Source organism: Paraburkholderia sp. BL25I1N1, from assembly GCF_003002025.1.
GTDB lineage: Bacteria > Pseudomonadota > Gammaproteobacteria > Burkholderiales > Burkholderiaceae > Paraburkholderia.
In genome coordinates, this window is the sequence record NZ_PVZB01000003.1 from 1 (window position 1) to 16,064 (window position 16,064).

Below are 16,064 nucleotides of genomic sequence, written 5' to 3' on the forward strand. Positions count from 1 at the left end.
TTCCTGAATGAGCGCAACCGCGAACTCGTGCCCCGGGTGGAGGCCGTCATTCGGGATATGCGGGCAAGCGGGGAGTTGCAGGCGCTTCGATCGCAGATTACTCAACGCATGCTGAATGGAGCGCTTCAAGGTGCGCCTTCGGTAGATCGGTGATCAGCTGCGTTTCCAGATGAGTCATTGCCCGCTAGAGGCTTTGCTAGCCTGCTCCGAGCATCCACTCAATCAGTTGCATCCGGTTATTGACCCGTTGCACCTCAGGCTGAGAACCACCCGGCAGCCGCGCATCGTGGCTGGAGAACTTGCGGTGTCGCTCACGGCTAGTCTCCTGTGATAGCGCTGTCGCGCGGACGGTCGTGACGCTGGGGCGGGACGTTCAGGTATCTGAGACTGAGGAAAGCATAACAAATCACCGCGGCGGTAAGACCGAGCAGGATGTAAGAGGTTCTGGACAATAGCAGGGCAAACCCGGTCAACACGAAGACGATCAGGGTGTTGACGACCAGTTGGCGCCGCAACTCGGGACGCTCCATGAAATAGCCGTACTGCTTGCCAATGAAAAAGCAGACCGCGCCGATGACCGACAGCGCCCGGAAATCGGATACCACCATGTCGTCCAGGGTCGCGTGCCGGATCAGGCTCGCTTCAATCGACAGGCCGATGAAGACGAAAAAGTGCGAGTACAGGACCGAATGGCCGGTCGTGAGCTTCTGTTTGGTCAGCAGGTGAAAACTGTCAAAGTAGACCCACCAGATGCCCGATATCATCACGAAGCCGGTGGCGGCCGTCAGCAGCCTCTCCACAGTCCAGCTGATGTTGGCCAGTCCCGCGGACAGGCTGCTAACGGACTCTCCCAGCATGATGATCGTGAGCAGACCCACACGCTCGATCAGGTGCTCGGTATGCACTGGGATGACCTGGAGACGACGCGGCAAAAAAAAGATGAACACGATCAGATCGAACAGTATTCCAAGGTAAAACACGACATATTGCTGTGGTGCCGGGAACAGGATCGAAGCGAGGCTGATGGTGGTGCCGGCGACGATTACCCAGCCAACTGCCGTTGTGAGTGCCTCGCTTTCCTTATGCCGGTATTTGGACACGAAATACATCAAGGCGACGATGTATTTTGAACCGGCGTAGCAGACGATGATGGCCTCAACGCTGGCCATGAATCGTCGGTCGATCAGGCCTGAGATGATAATCAGCAGGAACATGATGAACAGGGTTGCCAGCCGATGCTTCCGGTCATCGGCATCGAACCGATTGGCATATATGGTGTGGCTGGCCCAAATCCACCACAAAGGTATGAAAATCAGGACGAATTTCCAGAACTGGACTGGGTCAAGATGACCCTCGTGCGTGTGGCTCAAGATATGCGTTACGTCACCGATCGTCACCGCAAAAATCAGGTCGAAGAACGCCTCGAGCCAAGTGGTACGGCGATTGGACTCGAAATACTTTATGTTGTGCATATAGCCTCATTGTCGTGCTTGCGCCGGGGGGGCACGTCCGCGGGTTGTGTCGCGATAAGAATGGCAGGACGAGGCGGCTTATAGATTATCTAGGATTGCTTACATAATGATCGAATAGTGGGCGCCGACGAGGTCATCGACTACCGCCAGGGCGACGTACTTGCCGAGGTCATGCGCCTGGCCAAGGGCCTCGGGGTCGATGAATGCCTGGTTTAGGGAGGACAAAGTTTTCCGAGCGGCGAAGTGACGCTCCTGGCCAGCTTCGTGACGCCTTTCATCGTCCACTATGGACGGCGCTACCCTGCTGTATGGGCGCTTGAGCTTTTGCCGCTCCATGATGGCATTGCTCGCATGAAATCGCACGCCCATTGGCAGACGGACGTTCTCGGTGGTTGGGCGCTCTGCACAGCCGTTGGCCACCTGACGACGACATGGGAGACGCCGGTATCTGTCATGATACTTCCTCACGGTTTGGCCATCGGATTGCGGATGCGGGAGATCTGCGTGTCCGGTTCGCTGAGCGGAATATGGAAACGGGGTTAAGGCGACGGTTACTCGGGCACCGCCAGACTTGGTACGACCCAGCGCGCTAACACGCCTCATGCATGCCCTCCACCGCCTCTATTTATGCAAGGCATGCCGCACCGCGGACACATCGTGGGTCGTGACCGGCTCGGCCGCATTACCCCACGTGTTGCGGATGAAAGTCAGAACGTGCGCGAGTTCACTATCGGTCAGTTTGTCCGCAAAGGCCGGCATCTTGCGCGGTTCAGGGCCGCCGTCCGTGCTCGGACTGCCTCCGCCCTCCACGAGCAGACGAACGAGCGAGGTCGTTTGTGGAGCGAGCACGGCCGGATTGCCCGCAAGGCGCGGATATTTTTGCGGCACGCCCGCGCCATCCGACTGATGGCAGCGCGCGCAATAGGTTGCGTAGATGCCGGCGCCGGGCCGCTCGACATCGCCCGTCTTCAGCGCCTGCGCGCTCAGTAGCGCACCGCGCGAACTTGCGTTGAAGTGCCCGCTCTGAGCGCGCGCTGGCAGGCTCTTCAGATAAGTGGCGATGGCCGCGAGGTCGGCATCGTCGAGATACTGCGTGCTGTCTTCCACCACTTGAACCATGCTGCCGAACGTCACCAGGCCGCCGCCGTGGCCGTGCTTCAGGAAAGCGGCGATGTCCGCTGCGGAGCTTCGGCCCAAGCCCGAACCGGGGTCGGCCGTCAGGTTCGGTGCGAACCAGTGATCGTTGATGCCGCCCGTCAGATACAGCGGACTCGCTTCGGTGTAGCCGCGTTCCTCATAAGCCGGCCCGCGTGGCGTGTGGCACGCGCCACAGTGACCCAGCGATTGCACGAGATACGCACCGCGATTCCATTGCGCGTCGCGCCCGGCTTCCGGCTTGAAGCGCTCGCGCGGCAGGAACGCCCAGTCCCAGAACATGAGCGCCCAGCGCTGGTTGAACGGGAACGGCAATCGGGTTGGCGGAGCGGGTGTGGCCACGGGCTGCACGCCATGCATGAAATACGCGTAGAGCGCGTGCATGTCGTCATCGTCGATCTTCGCGAACGATGGGTACGGCATCGCCGGATAAAGCCGCTTGCCGCCTCGCGCAACGCCGTCGCGCAACGCGCGTGCGAAGTCGTCGTAACTATAGAGACCGATACCTGCCTGCGGGTCCGGCGTGATGTTCGACGAATTGATCGTGCCGAACGGCGAGGCCATGCCGAGACCGCCGGCGAACGGCGTCGCCGGAATCGGCGCGGCGCCGGGCCGCACGACGCGCGGCGCGGCCGTATGACAGCCTGCGCAGTCGGCGGCCTTCGCGAGATACGCACCGCGCGCGATCTGCGCGGCGTCGGCCGGCGTCGCATCGGCGGGTGCGGAGTCGGCTGTGTAGCCGCAGGCAAGCGCGCCGAGCGTCATGGCGAGCATCGCAGCGGCAGCGCGTGGGCCATGCCGAAACCATCGCCCGTGCGGCCCTTTGCGGCTTGGTGAAACAAACGGATTAGGGGCGCGCATTGTCACCACCACTTGCACGGCGACACGAGCGCCAATGCGATATCAGTTGCAATCAACGCGAACAGAAACAGCCCACTGCACATCACCGCGATACGTGTCAGAAAAGCGTCGAGTCCGCTTCGCCTTTGGCCTGTGCCGCCCGGCGCGCCCTCTTTTGCCGCTCTGAAACGACGGACGTTTCGCCAGGCCGTCAGCGCACCGAACGCGCCGGCCGCGAGACATAACACGCTAATGACAACGAGCGCCGATCGCATCCACGGCAATGCCGGCGACGACAATGGCTGATCGAGTGGATAGCAGCTTTGCGCGGCCAGCGTCTCGGTGATCACCGTCTGCGCGAGCCATGCGCACGGCGCGACCAGCAGGCCGACCAACACGCGCCGCATGGGCAGGGTCGGCACGGCAGATGGTTCGGCGCGCAACGCCGGCTTCATGTTCCCGGCCATGACAGATTCCGAAACAGATACGGCGCCAGATAAAGCGTGCTGAAGATGAACAACCACACGACATCCACGAAATGCCAATACAGGCCGCCGATGGTCAGCGCCGCGCAGCGTTTTTCGTCGAAATAGCCTAGCGCGGTCCACAGCAGCAAGAACAGCAACACGATGATGCCCACCACGACGTGTGCCATATGGAACCCTGTGATCGTGAAATACAGCGAGCCATACAGATGCGTCGTCGGGCCGTATGGATGATCGTGCCATTCGAGCAGTTGAATGCCCACGAATACGATTCCGAGCAGGACGCCCACCGTCATCGAGGCCACGGCCCATTTCAAACGCTTGCGCCTCACGCAGCGCTCGCACAACCAGACGAACACGCTGCTCGACAGGAGAATGATCGTGTTTGCAATGCCGAGACCGAGCTTGGGCAAGCCTTCCGGCGGCCACCGCTGCGTACTCTGCGAGGCCAGATAGAGATACGAAAAGATCAGATAGCCGAACAACGCGCCTTCGGTCGCAATCAACGTGACGCAGCCCCACCAGCCGCCCGAGCGCTCGCCCGCACTGCCGATGGGCAAGGGCTCAGCCGGCTGGGCGGCGGTCTGACTCAAGTCCGCGGTATCGCTCACGTTAGCCTCCCGCGTCTTGAACGCTGGCCGGTTCGCGCTGGATCAACGCACGTTCCGGCCACAGCCACACGACGATCGACACCGCGCACCCCAGCAGCATCGCGCCGGCAAATGTCCATGCACTCATCGCGAGTCCCGCGAATACCAGCGTCGCGAACACCGCAAGCCAGAACGGCGCGTATGAATCTCCGGGCATCTTCAGGATCACGTCGGGATTTGCTTCGAGCGCGGTCGTGCCGAGCGCCTCGCGGCCTTGCGCAAGCAGATAGCCTTCACGCAGTCGCGAGCGCGCGTGAAGCGCGACACCCGGCTCTTCGATGCGGCCTTCCCATAACGGATGACGGCTCGCCAGCGTCGGCACCACGGCGAAGTTGTAAGGCGGTGGCGGCGAACTCACCGACCATTCGAGCGTCGGCGCGTCCCACGGGTTGTCGCCGGCCGGCTTGCCGCGCTTCAGGCTGACGAGCAGATCGATCATGAAAATCAGCACGCCCGCGGCGAACAGAAACGACCCCAGCGATGTAACGAGATTCACCGTGTTCCAGCCCATATCGGCTGGATACGTATAGATGCGCCTGGGCATACCGAGCAGACCTGCGATATGCATCGGGAAGAAAGCGATATTGAAGCCGGCGAACAGCACCCAGAAGCCGAACTTGCCGAGCCGTTCGCTCATCATCCGGCCGGTGAATTTCGGAAACCAGAAATAGATGCCGCCGATCACGGGAAACACGTTGATGCCGAGCAGCACGTAATGCAGATGCGCGACGACGAAGTACGTGTCGGTGAGCTGCCAGTCGAACGGCACGGCGGCAGTCATCACGCCGGACACACCGCCCACCACGAACAGAAACACGAAGCCCGCGAAAAACAGAAACGGTACGCGAAACACCGGCCGCCCCGTCCAGATCGTCGCGATCCACGCAAAGGTAGCGACCGCACTTGGAATCGCAATCACCATGCTCGCAGCGCCGAAAAACGATAGCGCGAGCGCCGGAATTCCGGTCGCGAACATATGGTGAATCCACACGACGAAACCGATCACCATCGTCGCGACGGTCGATAGCGCGACGGGCCCATAGCCGACCAAAGGACGCCGGCAAAACACCGGCAACGCATCGGAGACGATACCCATGGCCGGCAGCACGACCGCATAGACCCAGGGATGCGCGAAGATCCAGAACAGGTGTTGCCATAGCAACGGACGTCCGCCATTCAGCACGTCGAAGAAGTGCGTGCCGATACGCCGGTCGAGCCACAACAGAAAGAACGCCAGGCTCACCGACGGCACCGCCAACAGATTCCCGCCGGACGCCGTGAGCGTGCCCCACACCAGTACCGGCATGCGATCTAGCGACATGCCCGGCGCGCGCATCCGTAGCAGCGTGACCACGAAGTTCATCGAGCCGACCGTTGTCGAGATGCCGAGCAGCACCATGCCGAGCGCGTAGACGTCGATGTTCGGTCCGGTGCTGTACTCGAGACCGGAGAGCGGCGCGTAGTTGAACCAGCCGGCATCCGGCGCCTGACCAGTCGGAAAGCTCGCATACAAAAAAATGCCGGCAAACAGAAACACCCAGTACGAAAGCGCATTCAGGCGCGGAAACGCCATGTCGCGAGAACCGAGCACCAGCGGCCACAAATAGTTCGAGAAACCGGACAGCACCGGCAATGCGTACAGGAAGATCATCGTCACGCCGTGCATCGTAAAGAGCTGGTTGTATTGCTCGGGCGTGAGAACCGTCGCATTGGGCCGCGCCAGTTGAATGCGCATGATGAGCGCTTCGATGCCGCCCATCAGCAGGAAAATGAAAGCGGTCACCAGATAGCGCAGACCGATGGTTTTGTGATCGACCGTGGAGAGCCAGCCACGCCATCCCGGCGGCGCTTCCCATATCTCGTGCAGACGTTTTTCTTCGGCACTGCCGGGCATGACGCGGCCGTATTGCGGCGTGCGTTCGAGCGGCAGCGCTTCAGACGCGGCCTGCCGTGTGGGTGGCGTCAGAGCGGGCCTCGCGTTATCGGACATTAAAGGACGCTCCTCTGATTGCTGGCCGGGGTTTCAATGCAGCGTGGCCAGATAGGCCGACAGCGCCGCGGCTTCGCCGGCGTTGAGCGCGATGCTCGGCATCAACGACTCGGGTTTGATCGACTGCGCGTGTTGAATCCAGTCGAGCAGATGATCCGGCGTATTCGTCAGCACGCCCGCCGCGATCAGACGACGCGAGTTCAGATGCGTGAGATCGGGCGCTTGCCGACCGTCCGCGTCCGTGCCGCGAATCGTGTGGCAACCGGCGCAGCGCTCGGCGAATAGATGACGGCCCGCCGTGACGCTGCTGTCAGCCGCGGATACCGCCGTTTTTCCCTGCGCGTCGCGCCATGCGTTGAAATCCGCCGGACTCTGTGCGACCACTTCAAACGCCATGTGCGCATGCTGTGCGCCGCAGAACTGCGAGCATTGCCCGCGATAAATGCCCGCTCGATCGGCCTGGATCCATTGCTCGTTCGTCTGACCGGGGATCGTCTGCGTTTTGCCGGCAAGTCGCGGCACCCAGAAAGCGTGCACGACGTCCGCGCTTTTCAACGCTATCTTTACAGGTTCGCCGACGGGAATGTGGATCTCGTTGGCCGTGCTGAAGTTGCGTGCGGGATCGGGATCGTCGGCGTAGTCGACCTTCCACCACCAGTCGTAAGCAGTCACGCTGATGGTCAACTGAGGATGCGTGGCGGGCGTTGCGACCGCCTGCAGTGTGATGAGGATATAGACCAGCATCGCCAGCAAGGCCACCGACGAAACGCCCGTGCCGATATAAATCCAGCGCATGCCGCCGGATTCGGCGTTAAGCGAATCGCTGGCGGCGGCGGGACGTTTGCGAGCGATCGCGGCGATCAGCAAGCCTGCAATGACCGCTGTCACCGTGACTGAAACACCCGCCATGACCCAGCCTAAACGCATGGTCGGCGCGGCGGCGGGTCCAGCGGCGTGGAGGAAATAGTTGAGCGGCGCGATCGGACTGGCATGAGCTCTCGTGGCCGACAGAGTCAAAGCAACGAAACGAATGCCGACAAAAACGCGTTGGGCAACAGCCGTCGTCAATCGCATGCATGTCTCCTCGTGGCCCCCGCCGACGGATCCGAACTCAAACTGCCACGCGTAAAACGCTGCGCTGGAGTAAGGACGCACCAGCAAATATCGGGCCGCGCGCCGCGACGCGGTCACCTTCAGTTGGCGATGCGAACTGTCTCCAAACCGGTTTGAATGCGCCGTCTGCCATTTGCAAGGAACGTGCGCCGCAGTCTGTTGACGCGCACGAAAGCTCCCTGCTTGCTTGCTCGCTCGTGCAAAACAGCCGATCGAAGCAACGCCTGCCCCGAGCAATGTCTATGACGGCTTCACCGGCTCAGATAATCGGCGCCCCGCCCGTCACCGCGATCGTTGCGCCGGAGATATAGCTGGCTTCATCGGAGGCCAGCATCACATAGGCTGCGGCCAGTTCGGCCGGCTGACCCGGGCGTTTCATCGGCACCTGTTCGCCGAACTTCTGCACTTTCTCGGCCGGCATGGTCGACGGAATCAAAGGTGTCCAGATCGGACCCGGCGCGACACAGTTCGCCCGTATGCCCCTCTCCGCCAGCAATTGAGCCAGGCCGCCAGTGAAATTCTGAATCGCGCCCTTGGTAGTCGCGTAGGCGATCAACCCCGGATTCGGATGATCCGCGTTAATCGACGACGTATTCACGATCGAGGCGCCAGGCTTCATATACTTCAACGCGGCCCGCGTAATTCTGAACATCGCGCCGATGTTGGTATCGAAGGTCTTGTCCCATTCTTCGTCGCTAATATCTTCAAGCGATGGATAGCTCATCTGATAGGCCGCATTGTTGACCAGCACGTCGAGCCGCCCGAATGCCTCAAACGCCCGCTCGACGATCTCCATGCAATGCGCCGGGTTGGTGATGTCACCGCGCAGCAGCAACGCCTTGCGGCCAGCCTCCTCCACCCAGCGCGCGGTTTCACGCGCATCGTCGTCTTCATTGAGGTAGCTGATCAACACGTCCGCGCCCTCGCGCGCGAACGCGATGGCGACAGCGCGGCCAATGCCGCTGTCGCCACCGGTAATGATGGCCGCCTTGCCGGCAAGGCGGCCCGAACCCTTGTACGTCTGTTCACCGTGATCCGGTTGCGGCTTCATCGGCGCGGTTTGTCCGGGTGTCTGATCCTGCTGCTGATCGGGAAAGGGTGGCGTGGGACGATGCGTGTCGGTCATGACAATCTCCAGAAGCAGTAATGACATAAGCGGTGTGCCGTGGCAGGCCGCAGCTAGCTTGCTCACAGCAACGTTCGGGCCCGCGCGGGGGCGCCGAACCGAACCATCGTCAAACACGCGGCTATACGGACTCCGGACGCGATACGCCGGATGTGAATGCAGACGCCCACCGCCTACCGCAAGGAGAAATCGACATTTTCATTTCGCGGTGCGGCGGCGCCCCCCGCTCACGGCACAGGAATTGCGCGGGTGGACACGCGGACGTTGTGCCGATCCCGGCAACTGCTAGATGTTTGAGGAGACTCTTATGAAAGTCACAAAAGGTATTTTCATTTCGGCACTGTTTGTAGCCATCTCAGGAAGCGCCTATGCACAAGGCGCGGGCGGCGGGGCCGCCGCGGGTCAAGGCGGAACTGGCATGAGTAAGCCCAATGCCAACGGTTCAACTGACACGGTTTCGGGCGCCTCCGGGACAAACAGCATGGCAACTTCCGGAACCACCTCGAACAAGAAGACGATGCATAAGAAGCCCAGCGCCGCCACGCCGGCATCGGCTACAAACCCCGGTTCCGGCGGAAACTGATTAACCTACCGCCCGGCATGGCGCTTGGTCGCCTCATTTTTTTGATTCGCGCTAGTTTGATGCCGCCGCGATTGGACGTAAGAGGGCTCCGTCGAGGAGCCCTATTTGCCAGAATTTACCTCTGCTTGTACCGCGGGAATTGTTTTGCCCGCGGTACGCGCCCACGAATTCATCCAATTTAAAGCACTCGTCGTTTTCCTATCTGGAGCATCCGTGAATACACTAACCCCCCTACGTTTGGCCGACACACAAACATCCGCTATTACACGACTATTCGCGTTCTCGAGCAACGCGTTCGATGGCATCGAAAAGCTGACCGCGTTGAATCTGCAGGTGGTCAAAGCAACGCTCGCTGAAAACCAGGCGTTGATGGCCAAGGCGTTGTCCTCGAGGCCCGAAGAACTATTTGCGTTATCGGCAAGCCTCGCGAAGCCCACTGCGGAGAAAATCGCGGCATATAACCGTCACGTCTACGAAATCATGTCAGGCGTTCAGACTGCGTTGTCCGCATCCGCGCCGTCCCAGTACCAGCGATATCAGCGTGACGCACAGGAATTAGCCGAGAACATCGCGAAGAATGCTTCGCCCGGTACGAGCGTTGTAGAAGCGGAATAGATGCAGAGCGGGGAAGATAGAGCTGCGGCGCGGCGCATCAATGCGTTCGCAGCCGCACTAACTCTCACTCTATTGAAGTATCGGCAATTGATAGCGCAGCGCCCGTCGCGCCATGGGCATCGTCCCGAAGCGTGGCTCGCATGCGCCGGCTATCGCGCATCCGGATTTAGGCAGTAAGTGACCTGTCGCCGACCAGCCTGCTACCTGCCGCATCCAGCTTGCTCTGCAACTCCGCCTTACGCTTGGCCATTTTTTCACCCAGTGCGCGGAGATTGCAGCTAGTTTTGCGCAGTTCCGGAAAGAGTTCCTCCTCTTCTTCCTCGACGTGGTGGCCCACCATCTCGCTCATCACTTTGAAGGTCGCATCAAAGCCCTTGTCGCCGGCCTTCATGGTTTCAAATTTGGCGATCAAGCTCTTGACGAGGAAATGTTCGACATACGCTTCTTCGACGTCTATCGCGTCGCTGTCAGGTAACGCTTCCTGTGCGGCCGGATAAAGCAGTTCCTCTTCGAGCATCGTGTGAATGGAAAGCTCTTCGCAGGCACGCTGCGCGAGCGCCGACTTTGCTTCAAGATCGTCGTCGGCCGCTTTCTCGAATGCGTTGAAGAGTTTTTCCACAGCGCGATGTTCGGCCTCGAGAAAGGCCAGTGCGTCGATCGCGCCCGAGCCCGTTTCTGTTTTGTCCTGTTTCGTGGTTTCCATGTCGATCTCCTCGGCCATAGGGTTGACTGCAACGCGGCTGGTTGCAGCGGTTGAGCACGATCTCTCGCAACCCGCGTGCCTACACAGCGTGGGACTTAACGCGACGTGGGAGGTGACATGATGCTCAAGATTCGGTCAGGCGCCGGGCGACGGAGGTGTGGCGAGCGGAAAGGCTTCGGCCGGCTCTCGCCCGATCAATTCATAAAATCAGGTTTTCGGGCCGACCTAATTCCGCAGGCTTGTCACAGACTGCCGCGAATTCCACTTTTGTCATTTCCTGAAGACTTGAACGAATGCGTTCGCGAATGCGCCCGCAACGACCATTCCCGCTCCCTGCTCTGTTCAACCCACCAGAGATCGACGACGACGCGCCTTCATCTTTTGATCATCGGCCGGGATATAAACCGTCGGCGACCATACCGGCAACGACCGCTCAGCGCTCATCCATCTGGCTCGCAAACGACCATAAATCGGATAAGCGACGTCGGTCCGAACGTATTGCTGATCGCGACATCGGCGGCATCCCTGCCGCGTGCCATCAGGATGCGCCCCGTGCGCGGCGCATTATTCCGCGGATCGAAGGTTTCCCAGCTGTTTCCCAGATACGCCTCAAACCAGGCGCAGAAGTCCATGGGTGGATAGGGAGGCGGAAGACCCACATCGCTGATGTAGCCGGTGCAATAGCGCGCAGGAATGTTCATCGCACGGCACAGCGCGACCGCCAGATGCGCGTAGTCGCGGCAGACGCCGACACCGTCCTGCCACGTTTGCCATGCTGTTTTGGTGGGCCGCGCGCAGTTGTAGTCGAAGCGGATATGGCTGTGTACGAAGTCGCAAATCGCCTGGACGCGAGTTCCGCCGAGCGGCGTGTGGCCGAACATTTGCCACGCAACCTCCGAAAGCAAATCAGTCTCACAGTAACGGCTGCCGAGCAGAAACATCAAGCATTCGTCGGGTAACTCTTCAACTGCGTTCTGATAGTTGTTGGACCCGATTAGCTCGTGATGCGGCGGCACCTCGAATACGCCGCGCGCCGATAGCGTGAGCACCCCGGGCGGGGCGGTAAGACGCGTGCAAAGGTTGCCGAACGAGTCGTGATACTGCCGAAGCGAAACCCAGGGATGCGTAATGACGTGATCCGGAACGACCATGTCTGGAGCGCGGGAGCTGTGCGTATTCAGCATCAGAAGCATCGGCGTCGATTGCGCGCACTCGTACACCAACTCGTAACCCACGCGAAGTTTCATTCGATTACCTTTGGCGGCGCTGTGAATAAGGCGGCAACTAGAAAAGAAGCAACGCTCGTTCCCAGCGCGGGGTCGATCCTGCGGGACACTGTCCTTATGCGCGGGGAAAACCGCTCGGACACGATCAATTGGCGTTTGCTCTTCGGAGAAATGCCGGCATGGCACGACAACAAGTGCGGCACAAAAAGTGCGTCGAAGCAAAATGCTGCTGGCGCCGCAAGAGTCGAGGTTCGATAACAGCCGAGGCGTATGGCGCGACTAGCGGCAATCACCTGACTTAACGAACAGCACGAATGCGGCCGCCTGAATGGCATCCCGGCAACAATCGAAGATAAGCGTCAGCGAAGGTAAGCCGGTCGCGCGAGACGGCCAGGTTTCTGCCAGCGGCGGCGCAAGGAGAACCATGTCTGCAGTCGGCGAACATGAACGAGGTGTGAATGCGCGCGACGAGTTGCCTGCGCATTCGTGGGCCACCCATGTCGGCCCGGGACTGGTTTCAACCGCCACAGACAATGACCCGAGCGGTGTGGTGACGTATTCGCTAGCTGGGGCGCAATTCGGTTACGACATGCTGTGGATGTGTGCCCTGTCGTATCCATCGATGGTGGCGTTCCAGCTTGTCGCGGCACGAATCGCCGCGCAAACGGGTAAAGGGCTGACGCTGAACATGCGCGAGCATTATTCGCGGCTCCTGTTCTATCTCGCCGTGACGCGCTTTCTCGTTGCCAACATTCTCAATATCGCGGCTGACGTCGTCGCGATGGGGGTCGGCGCGCAATTCCTGTGGCACGGTTCAGTACCGCTATTCGCCGCGGTCTTCGGCATGCTGTCGATTGCGCTCCAGTGGTTCGTGCCCTACGCGCGCTATGCGCGGATTCTCAAGTGGCTAGCAGCGTGCCTGTTTGCATACGTCGGCGTTACGCTGACAAGCCATCCGTCATGGACAACGCTCGCTCTACACGCGGTCGTGCCGCGAATCACATGGAGCGTCGACTACTTCACAATGCTCTTGGCGGTGCTGGGTACGACAATCAGCCCGTATCTGCTGTTCGCCCAAGCCGAACAGCAGATCGAAGAACACTCCCCTAAAGCGGGCGTCGCGGACCGCGCAGGGAGCGACCTTCAGTTGAAGCAATTGCGCGGCGACACGCTCATCAGAACGATCCTCTCGAACGCCATTGGCTTATTCATCATGGCAGCGGCCGCGTTGACACTTCACATGAGCGGCCACGGTCTTGTCGACGTCCAGGATGCCGCGAGCGTACTGCGGCCACTAGCTGGTGGATATGCGACGCACGTGCTCGGGCTGGCGTTCATCGGTACCGGGCTGCTCGCGCTGCCACCCCTCGCCGGGTCCGCGGCCAACGCCGCGGTGAGTGCGCGGGACCGGCGCGCCGGCAGGCAACGCAACCGGCCGGTTGCACGGGCGCTGCTTGTCGTGATGGCGCTCGGCGTCCTGATTGGCGTGGCACTGACGCTCGTGCCGGTCGAGCCTGTGCGGGTGCTTTACTGGAGCGCCGTGCTCAACGGCTCTACAGCTACACCTGTCATGGTGATGCTTGTGCTGCTGAGCATGAAACGCTCGGCAGTGGGCGATCTCAGCGCGCACTGGACTTTGCGCGCGTTGTGCTGGCTTGCCACGGTATTTGCAGGCGCGGCACTGGTCGCTGAATTCGCATGCAAGTGGCTAGGCTGAGGCCGCAAACCGGCTTCAGCCGAGCGAGGCAGGTGTCGTTTGATCGCCTGCAGCCAAGGACAAGATCTGGCGTGACCGGCCGACTATTGCCCGTCACCTGGAACCGTCGAGATGACCCAACAGGAAAAGGACCGACTAACGGCGGACATTCTTGCCGAGATACGCAGTGACCGCCTTCGTCAGCGCGATCCCGTGCAGTTCCTCTGGCGATGCCAGATGCGCGGCGACAATTTCACGATTATCAAGCCGCAGCTCCGGCATGCGATCGAGGTGCAGTTCAAAGAAATGCACCTGGTCTTTTCGCCCGTCCCAAACGCCGCAAACACTGCCCGCGGCGACTAATGTGCCAGACGACAGGCCAATCTCCTCTTCCATTTCGCGCCGCGCTGCCGCATCAGGAGCCTCACCGGGCCGCACGCTTCCGCCGGGAAAATTCCACTCGGCCCGGTACGACGATTTAACGAGCAACAGCGAGCGCCCGACGTAGATTGCTACGAGCGCGCCTTCGTGACGAGGCCGCCGAACGTGCCACCAGACGCGAGCGAGCTGGAATCCGACGCGAAGCACCATGCGCCAGATAGAGTCGATAAGCGTAGCTGATCGTGCTCGTTCAACGCTCGGCATGCATTCTCTCCTTTGTTTTTCATATCAAGAGGGTGTCCCGGGGCGATGCGCGAGCGCGGCCTCAATCATTCGGCGTCCGTCACAGCACTGCCGGGAAAGCGTAGTTTAGCCACCCGAGCACTCATCGTCGCAGTCCGTCGAGCTTGGGCCGTGACCTCTGTCCAGACAGCGTAGCGGCGAATAGATTCAACGGAGCCTACGTCATCAGGCCCGGCTGGCGTCGTCTTGCGAGAGGTGCACTGGCAGCCGCAAAGAAATTCTTCGACCGCACGACGAAACCGATTGACATCCCAATATTCCCCCGTACAATGGGTTTTGTTGCAGCGCAGCAATTTACGTTTCCCCTCTTGGCGCGCGGTTTTGTTTTCATTCAGAGCCCCTCGCACTCTTGCCGCCTTACCTTTACGGAGCAGTGATGAGCACGCTTATTCCCCAACAATTGGTTGCCGCCCAACAGTCCAGCCTTGAGGCGCTTTTCGGCCTGACGAACAAAGCATTTGCAGGTTTCGAGCAGCTGGTCGCGTTGAATTTGCAAGTTGGCAAAGCGGTCCTCGCCGAAAACCAGGAAATCGTCACCAAAGCACTCTCCGCGGGCAACCCGGGCGCACTGTTCGCGCTGCAAGCAAGCCTCTCCCAGCCTGTGGCGGAAAAGGTGGTGGCATACGGCCGCCAAGTTCATGAAATCGTGTCCGGCGTTCAGAGCGAAATCTCCGCCGCAGCGACCGCGCAAGGCCAGCAGTTCCAACGGGACGCGCAAGGTTTCGTGGAGAGCCTCCAGAAGAACACGCCGGCGGGAAGCGAATCCGCTGTTGCCGCGTGGAACTCGGTTCTCTCTGCGGCGAATGCAACGTATGAATCGGCTAACAAGGCCGCCAAGCAGTTCGTGTCGAGCGTGTCCGCCGTTCACTAAGACCCTGCGTCTTTCCAGACTTTTTGCGTCTACCAATGCGAACTTCGGTTCGCATTTCTTTTTTCTGAACCGGATGTATCCAGACGCGACTAATGCTGCGTAGGGTTGCTTCAGAACAGCGCCACGAGACAGCGTACTTCAGCCAAGGACGAAATGACCGGACACTCTGCGATGGACGATCGATTTGATCGACGAGAACTGCTGCTTCACCTGGGCGACATTCTCGCCGCGTTGAACTGTTTAAACGACGCGAACGAACCGGGCGCCGCGGTGGCGCATCTTGTGCAGAAACATGCTTCATTGCAGGACTTCGCGTTCCTCAAAGCCTTGACGCCGACAATGACGGTGGCCGAATTCAGCACACGCGCCGGCCGCTCATTTTTCTTGTGGCCGAGTGAGTTGCTTGAAGCGGAACTCGACCGGGGCGCTCTTGCGTCGGCCGTTCAGCGGAACCTGTTTGATGGAAATCCCGACGGCTGGAATGCGTATGTTGGCTACCTCCGGAAGAAAGTGAAGTGGTTCGGCACCGGACTTTCGAATCATCGAAAAGCCGCTCCGGCTGAACCATCGCGCGATGTCTCCAATGAGGTGGGTCCGGTCGACGCACCGGCTAAGGTCGTGCCGGCCACGGAAGTCAATGCGCGCGATGAGAAGAGAGGTTGGCCTTGGCCCGAACCACGGTCGACGTCCTGACGCGTGCCGCTGCTGGCCCCAACCTCGAGATCAAGATTCCCGAGCAATCAAACTCGGAGCGCAAAGCGTTTTCCGCCGGCTCCTGAGGCCGGCGGACGCTTCGCCTATCCAAATACCTTTCATATCAGGACGCGCGCGGACCTCAACGGATGAAAGGGGAGC

At 60.4% G+C, this 16,064-nt stretch carries 17 protein-coding genes; 6 read left to right on the forward strand and 11 right to left on the reverse strand.

The genetic code is table 11. From position 1 onward, the window contains the following. Positions 1-317: 317 nt before the first annotated feature. Both B0G73_RS04795 and B0G73_RS41085 read right to left on the reverse strand, forming a co-directional pair. Positions 318-1,472: a low temperature requirement protein A gene (locus tag B0G73_RS04795; RefSeq protein WP_106278429.1), complete on the reverse strand. Its 1,155-nt coding sequence runs from the start codon at positions 1,470-1,472 to the stop codon at positions 318-320. 99 nt (positions 1,473-1,571) lie between these two features. Next, complete coding sequence (locus tag B0G73_RS41085; protein WP_258193211.1) at positions 1,572-1,808, reverse strand: hypothetical protein; 237 nt, start codon at positions 1,806-1,808, stop codon at positions 1,572-1,574. Here B0G73_RS41085 and B0G73_RS04800 point away from each other — a divergent pair. Continuing rightward, positions 1,737-2,015, forward strand: coding sequence for a hypothetical protein (locus B0G73_RS04800; protein ID WP_258193205.1), 279 nt, complete (start codon positions 1,737-1,739; stop codon positions 2,013-2,015). The two genes, B0G73_RS41085 and B0G73_RS04800, sit on opposite strands and share 72 nt — an antisense overlap. Positions 2,016-2,093: 78 nt before the next feature. Here the strand turns inward: B0G73_RS04800 and B0G73_RS04805 are convergent, their stop codons facing one another. From B0G73_RS04805 to B0G73_RS04830, 6 genes are all read right to left on the reverse strand, one after another. Beyond that, positions 2,094-3,392, reverse strand: a complete 1,299-nt coding sequence (locus tag B0G73_RS04805) for a cytochrome c (RefSeq protein WP_106279124.1) — start codon at positions 3,390-3,392, stop codon at positions 2,094-2,096. A 98-nt stretch (positions 3,393-3,490) separates the two neighbouring features. Further along, on the reverse strand, positions 3,491-3,934 hold the full coding sequence (locus B0G73_RS04810) for a hypothetical protein (RefSeq protein ID WP_106278431.1): 444 nt from the start codon (positions 3,932-3,934) through the stop codon (positions 3,491-3,493). Further along, positions 3,919-4,563 (reverse strand): cytochrome c oxidase subunit 3, encoded by a 645-nt coding sequence (locus B0G73_RS04815; RefSeq protein WP_106278433.1) that lies wholly within the window; start codon positions 4,561-4,563, stop codon positions 3,919-3,921. The genes B0G73_RS04810 and B0G73_RS04815 overlap by 16 nt, the downstream gene beginning before the upstream one ends. A 1-nt stretch (position 4,564) precedes the next feature. Further along, positions 4,565-6,592: a cytochrome c oxidase subunit I gene (gene ctaD, locus B0G73_RS04820; RefSeq protein WP_106278435.1), complete on the reverse strand. Its 2,028-nt coding sequence runs from the start codon at positions 6,590-6,592 to the stop codon at positions 4,565-4,567. A gap of 33 nt (positions 6,593-6,625) precedes the next feature. Beyond that, positions 6,626-7,666, reverse strand: a complete 1,041-nt coding sequence (coxB, locus tag B0G73_RS04825; RefSeq protein ID WP_106278437.1) for a cytochrome c oxidase subunit II — start codon at positions 7,664-7,666, stop codon at positions 6,626-6,628. A gap of 298 nt (positions 7,667-7,964) precedes the next feature. Continuing rightward, positions 7,965-8,831, reverse strand: coding sequence for an SDR family oxidoreductase (locus B0G73_RS04830; protein WP_106278439.1), 867 nt, complete (start codon positions 8,829-8,831; stop codon positions 7,965-7,967). Positions 8,832-9,138: 307 nt separating this feature from the next. On the opposite strand from B0G73_RS04830, the gene B0G73_RS04835 reads away from it, so the two are divergent. Both B0G73_RS04835 and B0G73_RS04840 read left to right on the forward strand, forming a co-directional pair. Next, positions 9,139-9,414 (forward strand): hypothetical protein, encoded by a 276-nt coding sequence (locus B0G73_RS04835; RefSeq protein ID WP_106279125.1) that lies wholly within the window; start codon positions 9,139-9,141, stop codon positions 9,412-9,414. Positions 9,415-9,519: 105 nt separating this feature from the next. After that, complete coding sequence (locus B0G73_RS04840; RefSeq protein ID WP_106278441.1) at positions 9,520-10,029, forward strand: phasin family protein; 510 nt, start codon at positions 9,520-9,522, stop codon at positions 10,027-10,029. A 166-nt stretch (positions 10,030-10,195) separates the two neighbouring features. Here the strand turns inward: B0G73_RS04840 and B0G73_RS04845 are convergent, their stop codons facing one another. Together B0G73_RS04845 and B0G73_RS04850 are read right to left on the reverse strand one after the other, a co-directional pair. Further along, positions 10,196-10,732 carry a hemerythrin domain-containing protein gene (locus B0G73_RS04845; protein ID WP_106279127.1) on the reverse strand — a complete coding sequence of 179 codons (537 nt, stop codon included), beginning with the start codon at positions 10,730-10,732 and terminating at the stop codon, positions 10,196-10,198. 440 nt (positions 10,733-11,172) lie between these two features. Then, on the reverse strand, positions 11,173-11,979 hold the full coding sequence (locus tag B0G73_RS04850) for a transglutaminase family protein (RefSeq protein ID WP_106278443.1): 807 nt from the start codon (positions 11,977-11,979) through the stop codon (positions 11,173-11,175). A gap of 403 nt (positions 11,980-12,382) precedes the next feature. Here B0G73_RS04850 and B0G73_RS04855 point away from each other — a divergent pair, with 403 nt between their 5' ends. Next, the gene (locus tag B0G73_RS04855) at positions 12,383-13,675 is read left to right on the forward strand and encodes an NRAMP family divalent metal transporter (RefSeq protein WP_106278445.1); all 1,293 of its coding nucleotides are present in this window, start codon (positions 12,383-12,385) and stop codon (positions 13,673-13,675) included. Positions 13,676-13,810: 135 nt separating this feature from the next. Here the strand turns inward: B0G73_RS04855 and B0G73_RS04860 are convergent, their stop codons facing one another. Further along, positions 13,811-14,299, reverse strand: a complete 489-nt coding sequence (locus B0G73_RS04860) for an NUDIX domain-containing protein (RefSeq protein WP_106278447.1) — start codon at positions 14,297-14,299, stop codon at positions 13,811-13,813. Positions 14,300-14,714: 415 nt separating this feature from the next. Here B0G73_RS04860 and phaP point away from each other — a divergent pair, with 415 nt between their 5' ends. Then, complete coding sequence (gene phaP, locus B0G73_RS04865; RefSeq protein ID WP_106278449.1) at positions 14,715-15,209, forward strand: TIGR01841 family phasin; 495 nt, start codon at positions 14,715-14,717, stop codon at positions 15,207-15,209. 171 nt (positions 15,210-15,380) lie between these two features. Continuing rightward, entirely contained in the window at positions 15,381-15,902 is a 522-nt protein-coding gene (locus B0G73_RS04870) for a hypothetical protein (protein ID WP_106278450.1), read from the forward strand. The last annotated feature ends 162 nt before the right edge of the window (positions 15,903-16,064 follow it).

What these genes read in the sequence shown, in the direction of transcription:
- B0G73_RS04795 (WP_106278429.1), bottom strand. Translation starts at nt 1,472, where the DNA reads ATGCACAACATAAAGTATTTCGAGTCCAATCGCCGTACCACTTGGCTC.
- B0G73_RS41085 (WP_258193211.1), bottom strand. Translation starts at nt 1,808, where the DNA reads ATGGAGCGGCAAAAGCTCAAGCGCCCATACAGCAGGGTAGCGCCGTCC.
- B0G73_RS04805 (WP_106279124.1), bottom strand. Translation starts at nt 3,392, where the DNA reads ATGACGCTCGGCGCGCTTGCCTGCGGCTACACAGCCGACTCCGCACCC.
- B0G73_RS04810 (WP_106278431.1), bottom strand. Translation starts at nt 3,934, where the DNA reads ATGGCCGGGAACATGAAGCCGGCGTTGCGCGCCGAACCATCTGCCGTG.
- ctaD (WP_106278435.1), bottom strand. Translation starts at nt 6,592, where the DNA reads ATGTCCGATAACGCGAGGCCCGCTCTGACGCCACCCACACGGCAGGCC.
- coxB (WP_106278437.1), bottom strand. Translation starts at nt 7,666, where the DNA reads ATGCGATTGACGACGGCTGTTGCCCAACGCGTTTTTGTCGGCATTCGT.
- B0G73_RS04830 (WP_106278439.1), bottom strand. Translation starts at nt 8,831, where the DNA reads ATGACCGACACGCATCGTCCCACGCCACCCTTTCCCGATCAGCAGCAG.
- B0G73_RS04835 (WP_106279125.1), top strand. Translation starts at nt 9,139, where the DNA reads ATGAAAGTCACAAAAGGTATTTTCATTTCGGCACTGTTTGTAGCCATC.
- B0G73_RS04845 (WP_106279127.1), bottom strand. Translation starts at nt 10,732, where the DNA reads ATGGAAACCACGAAACAGGACAAAACAGAAACGGGCTCGGGCGCGATC.
- B0G73_RS04850 (WP_106278443.1), bottom strand. Translation starts at nt 11,979, where the DNA reads ATGAAACTTCGCGTGGGTTACGAGTTGGTGTACGAGTGCGCGCAATCG.
- B0G73_RS04855 (WP_106278445.1), top strand. Translation starts at nt 12,383, where the DNA reads ATGTCTGCAGTCGGCGAACATGAACGAGGTGTGAATGCGCGCGACGAG.
- B0G73_RS04860 (WP_106278447.1), bottom strand. Translation starts at nt 14,299, where the DNA reads ATGCCGAGCGTTGAACGAGCACGATCAGCTACGCTTATCGACTCTATC.
- phaP (WP_106278449.1), top strand. Translation starts at nt 14,715, where the DNA reads ATGAGCACGCTTATTCCCCAACAATTGGTTGCCGCCCAACAGTCCAGC.
- B0G73_RS04870 (WP_106278450.1), top strand. Translation starts at nt 15,381, where the DNA reads ATGGACGATCGATTTGATCGACGAGAACTGCTGCTTCACCTGGGCGAC.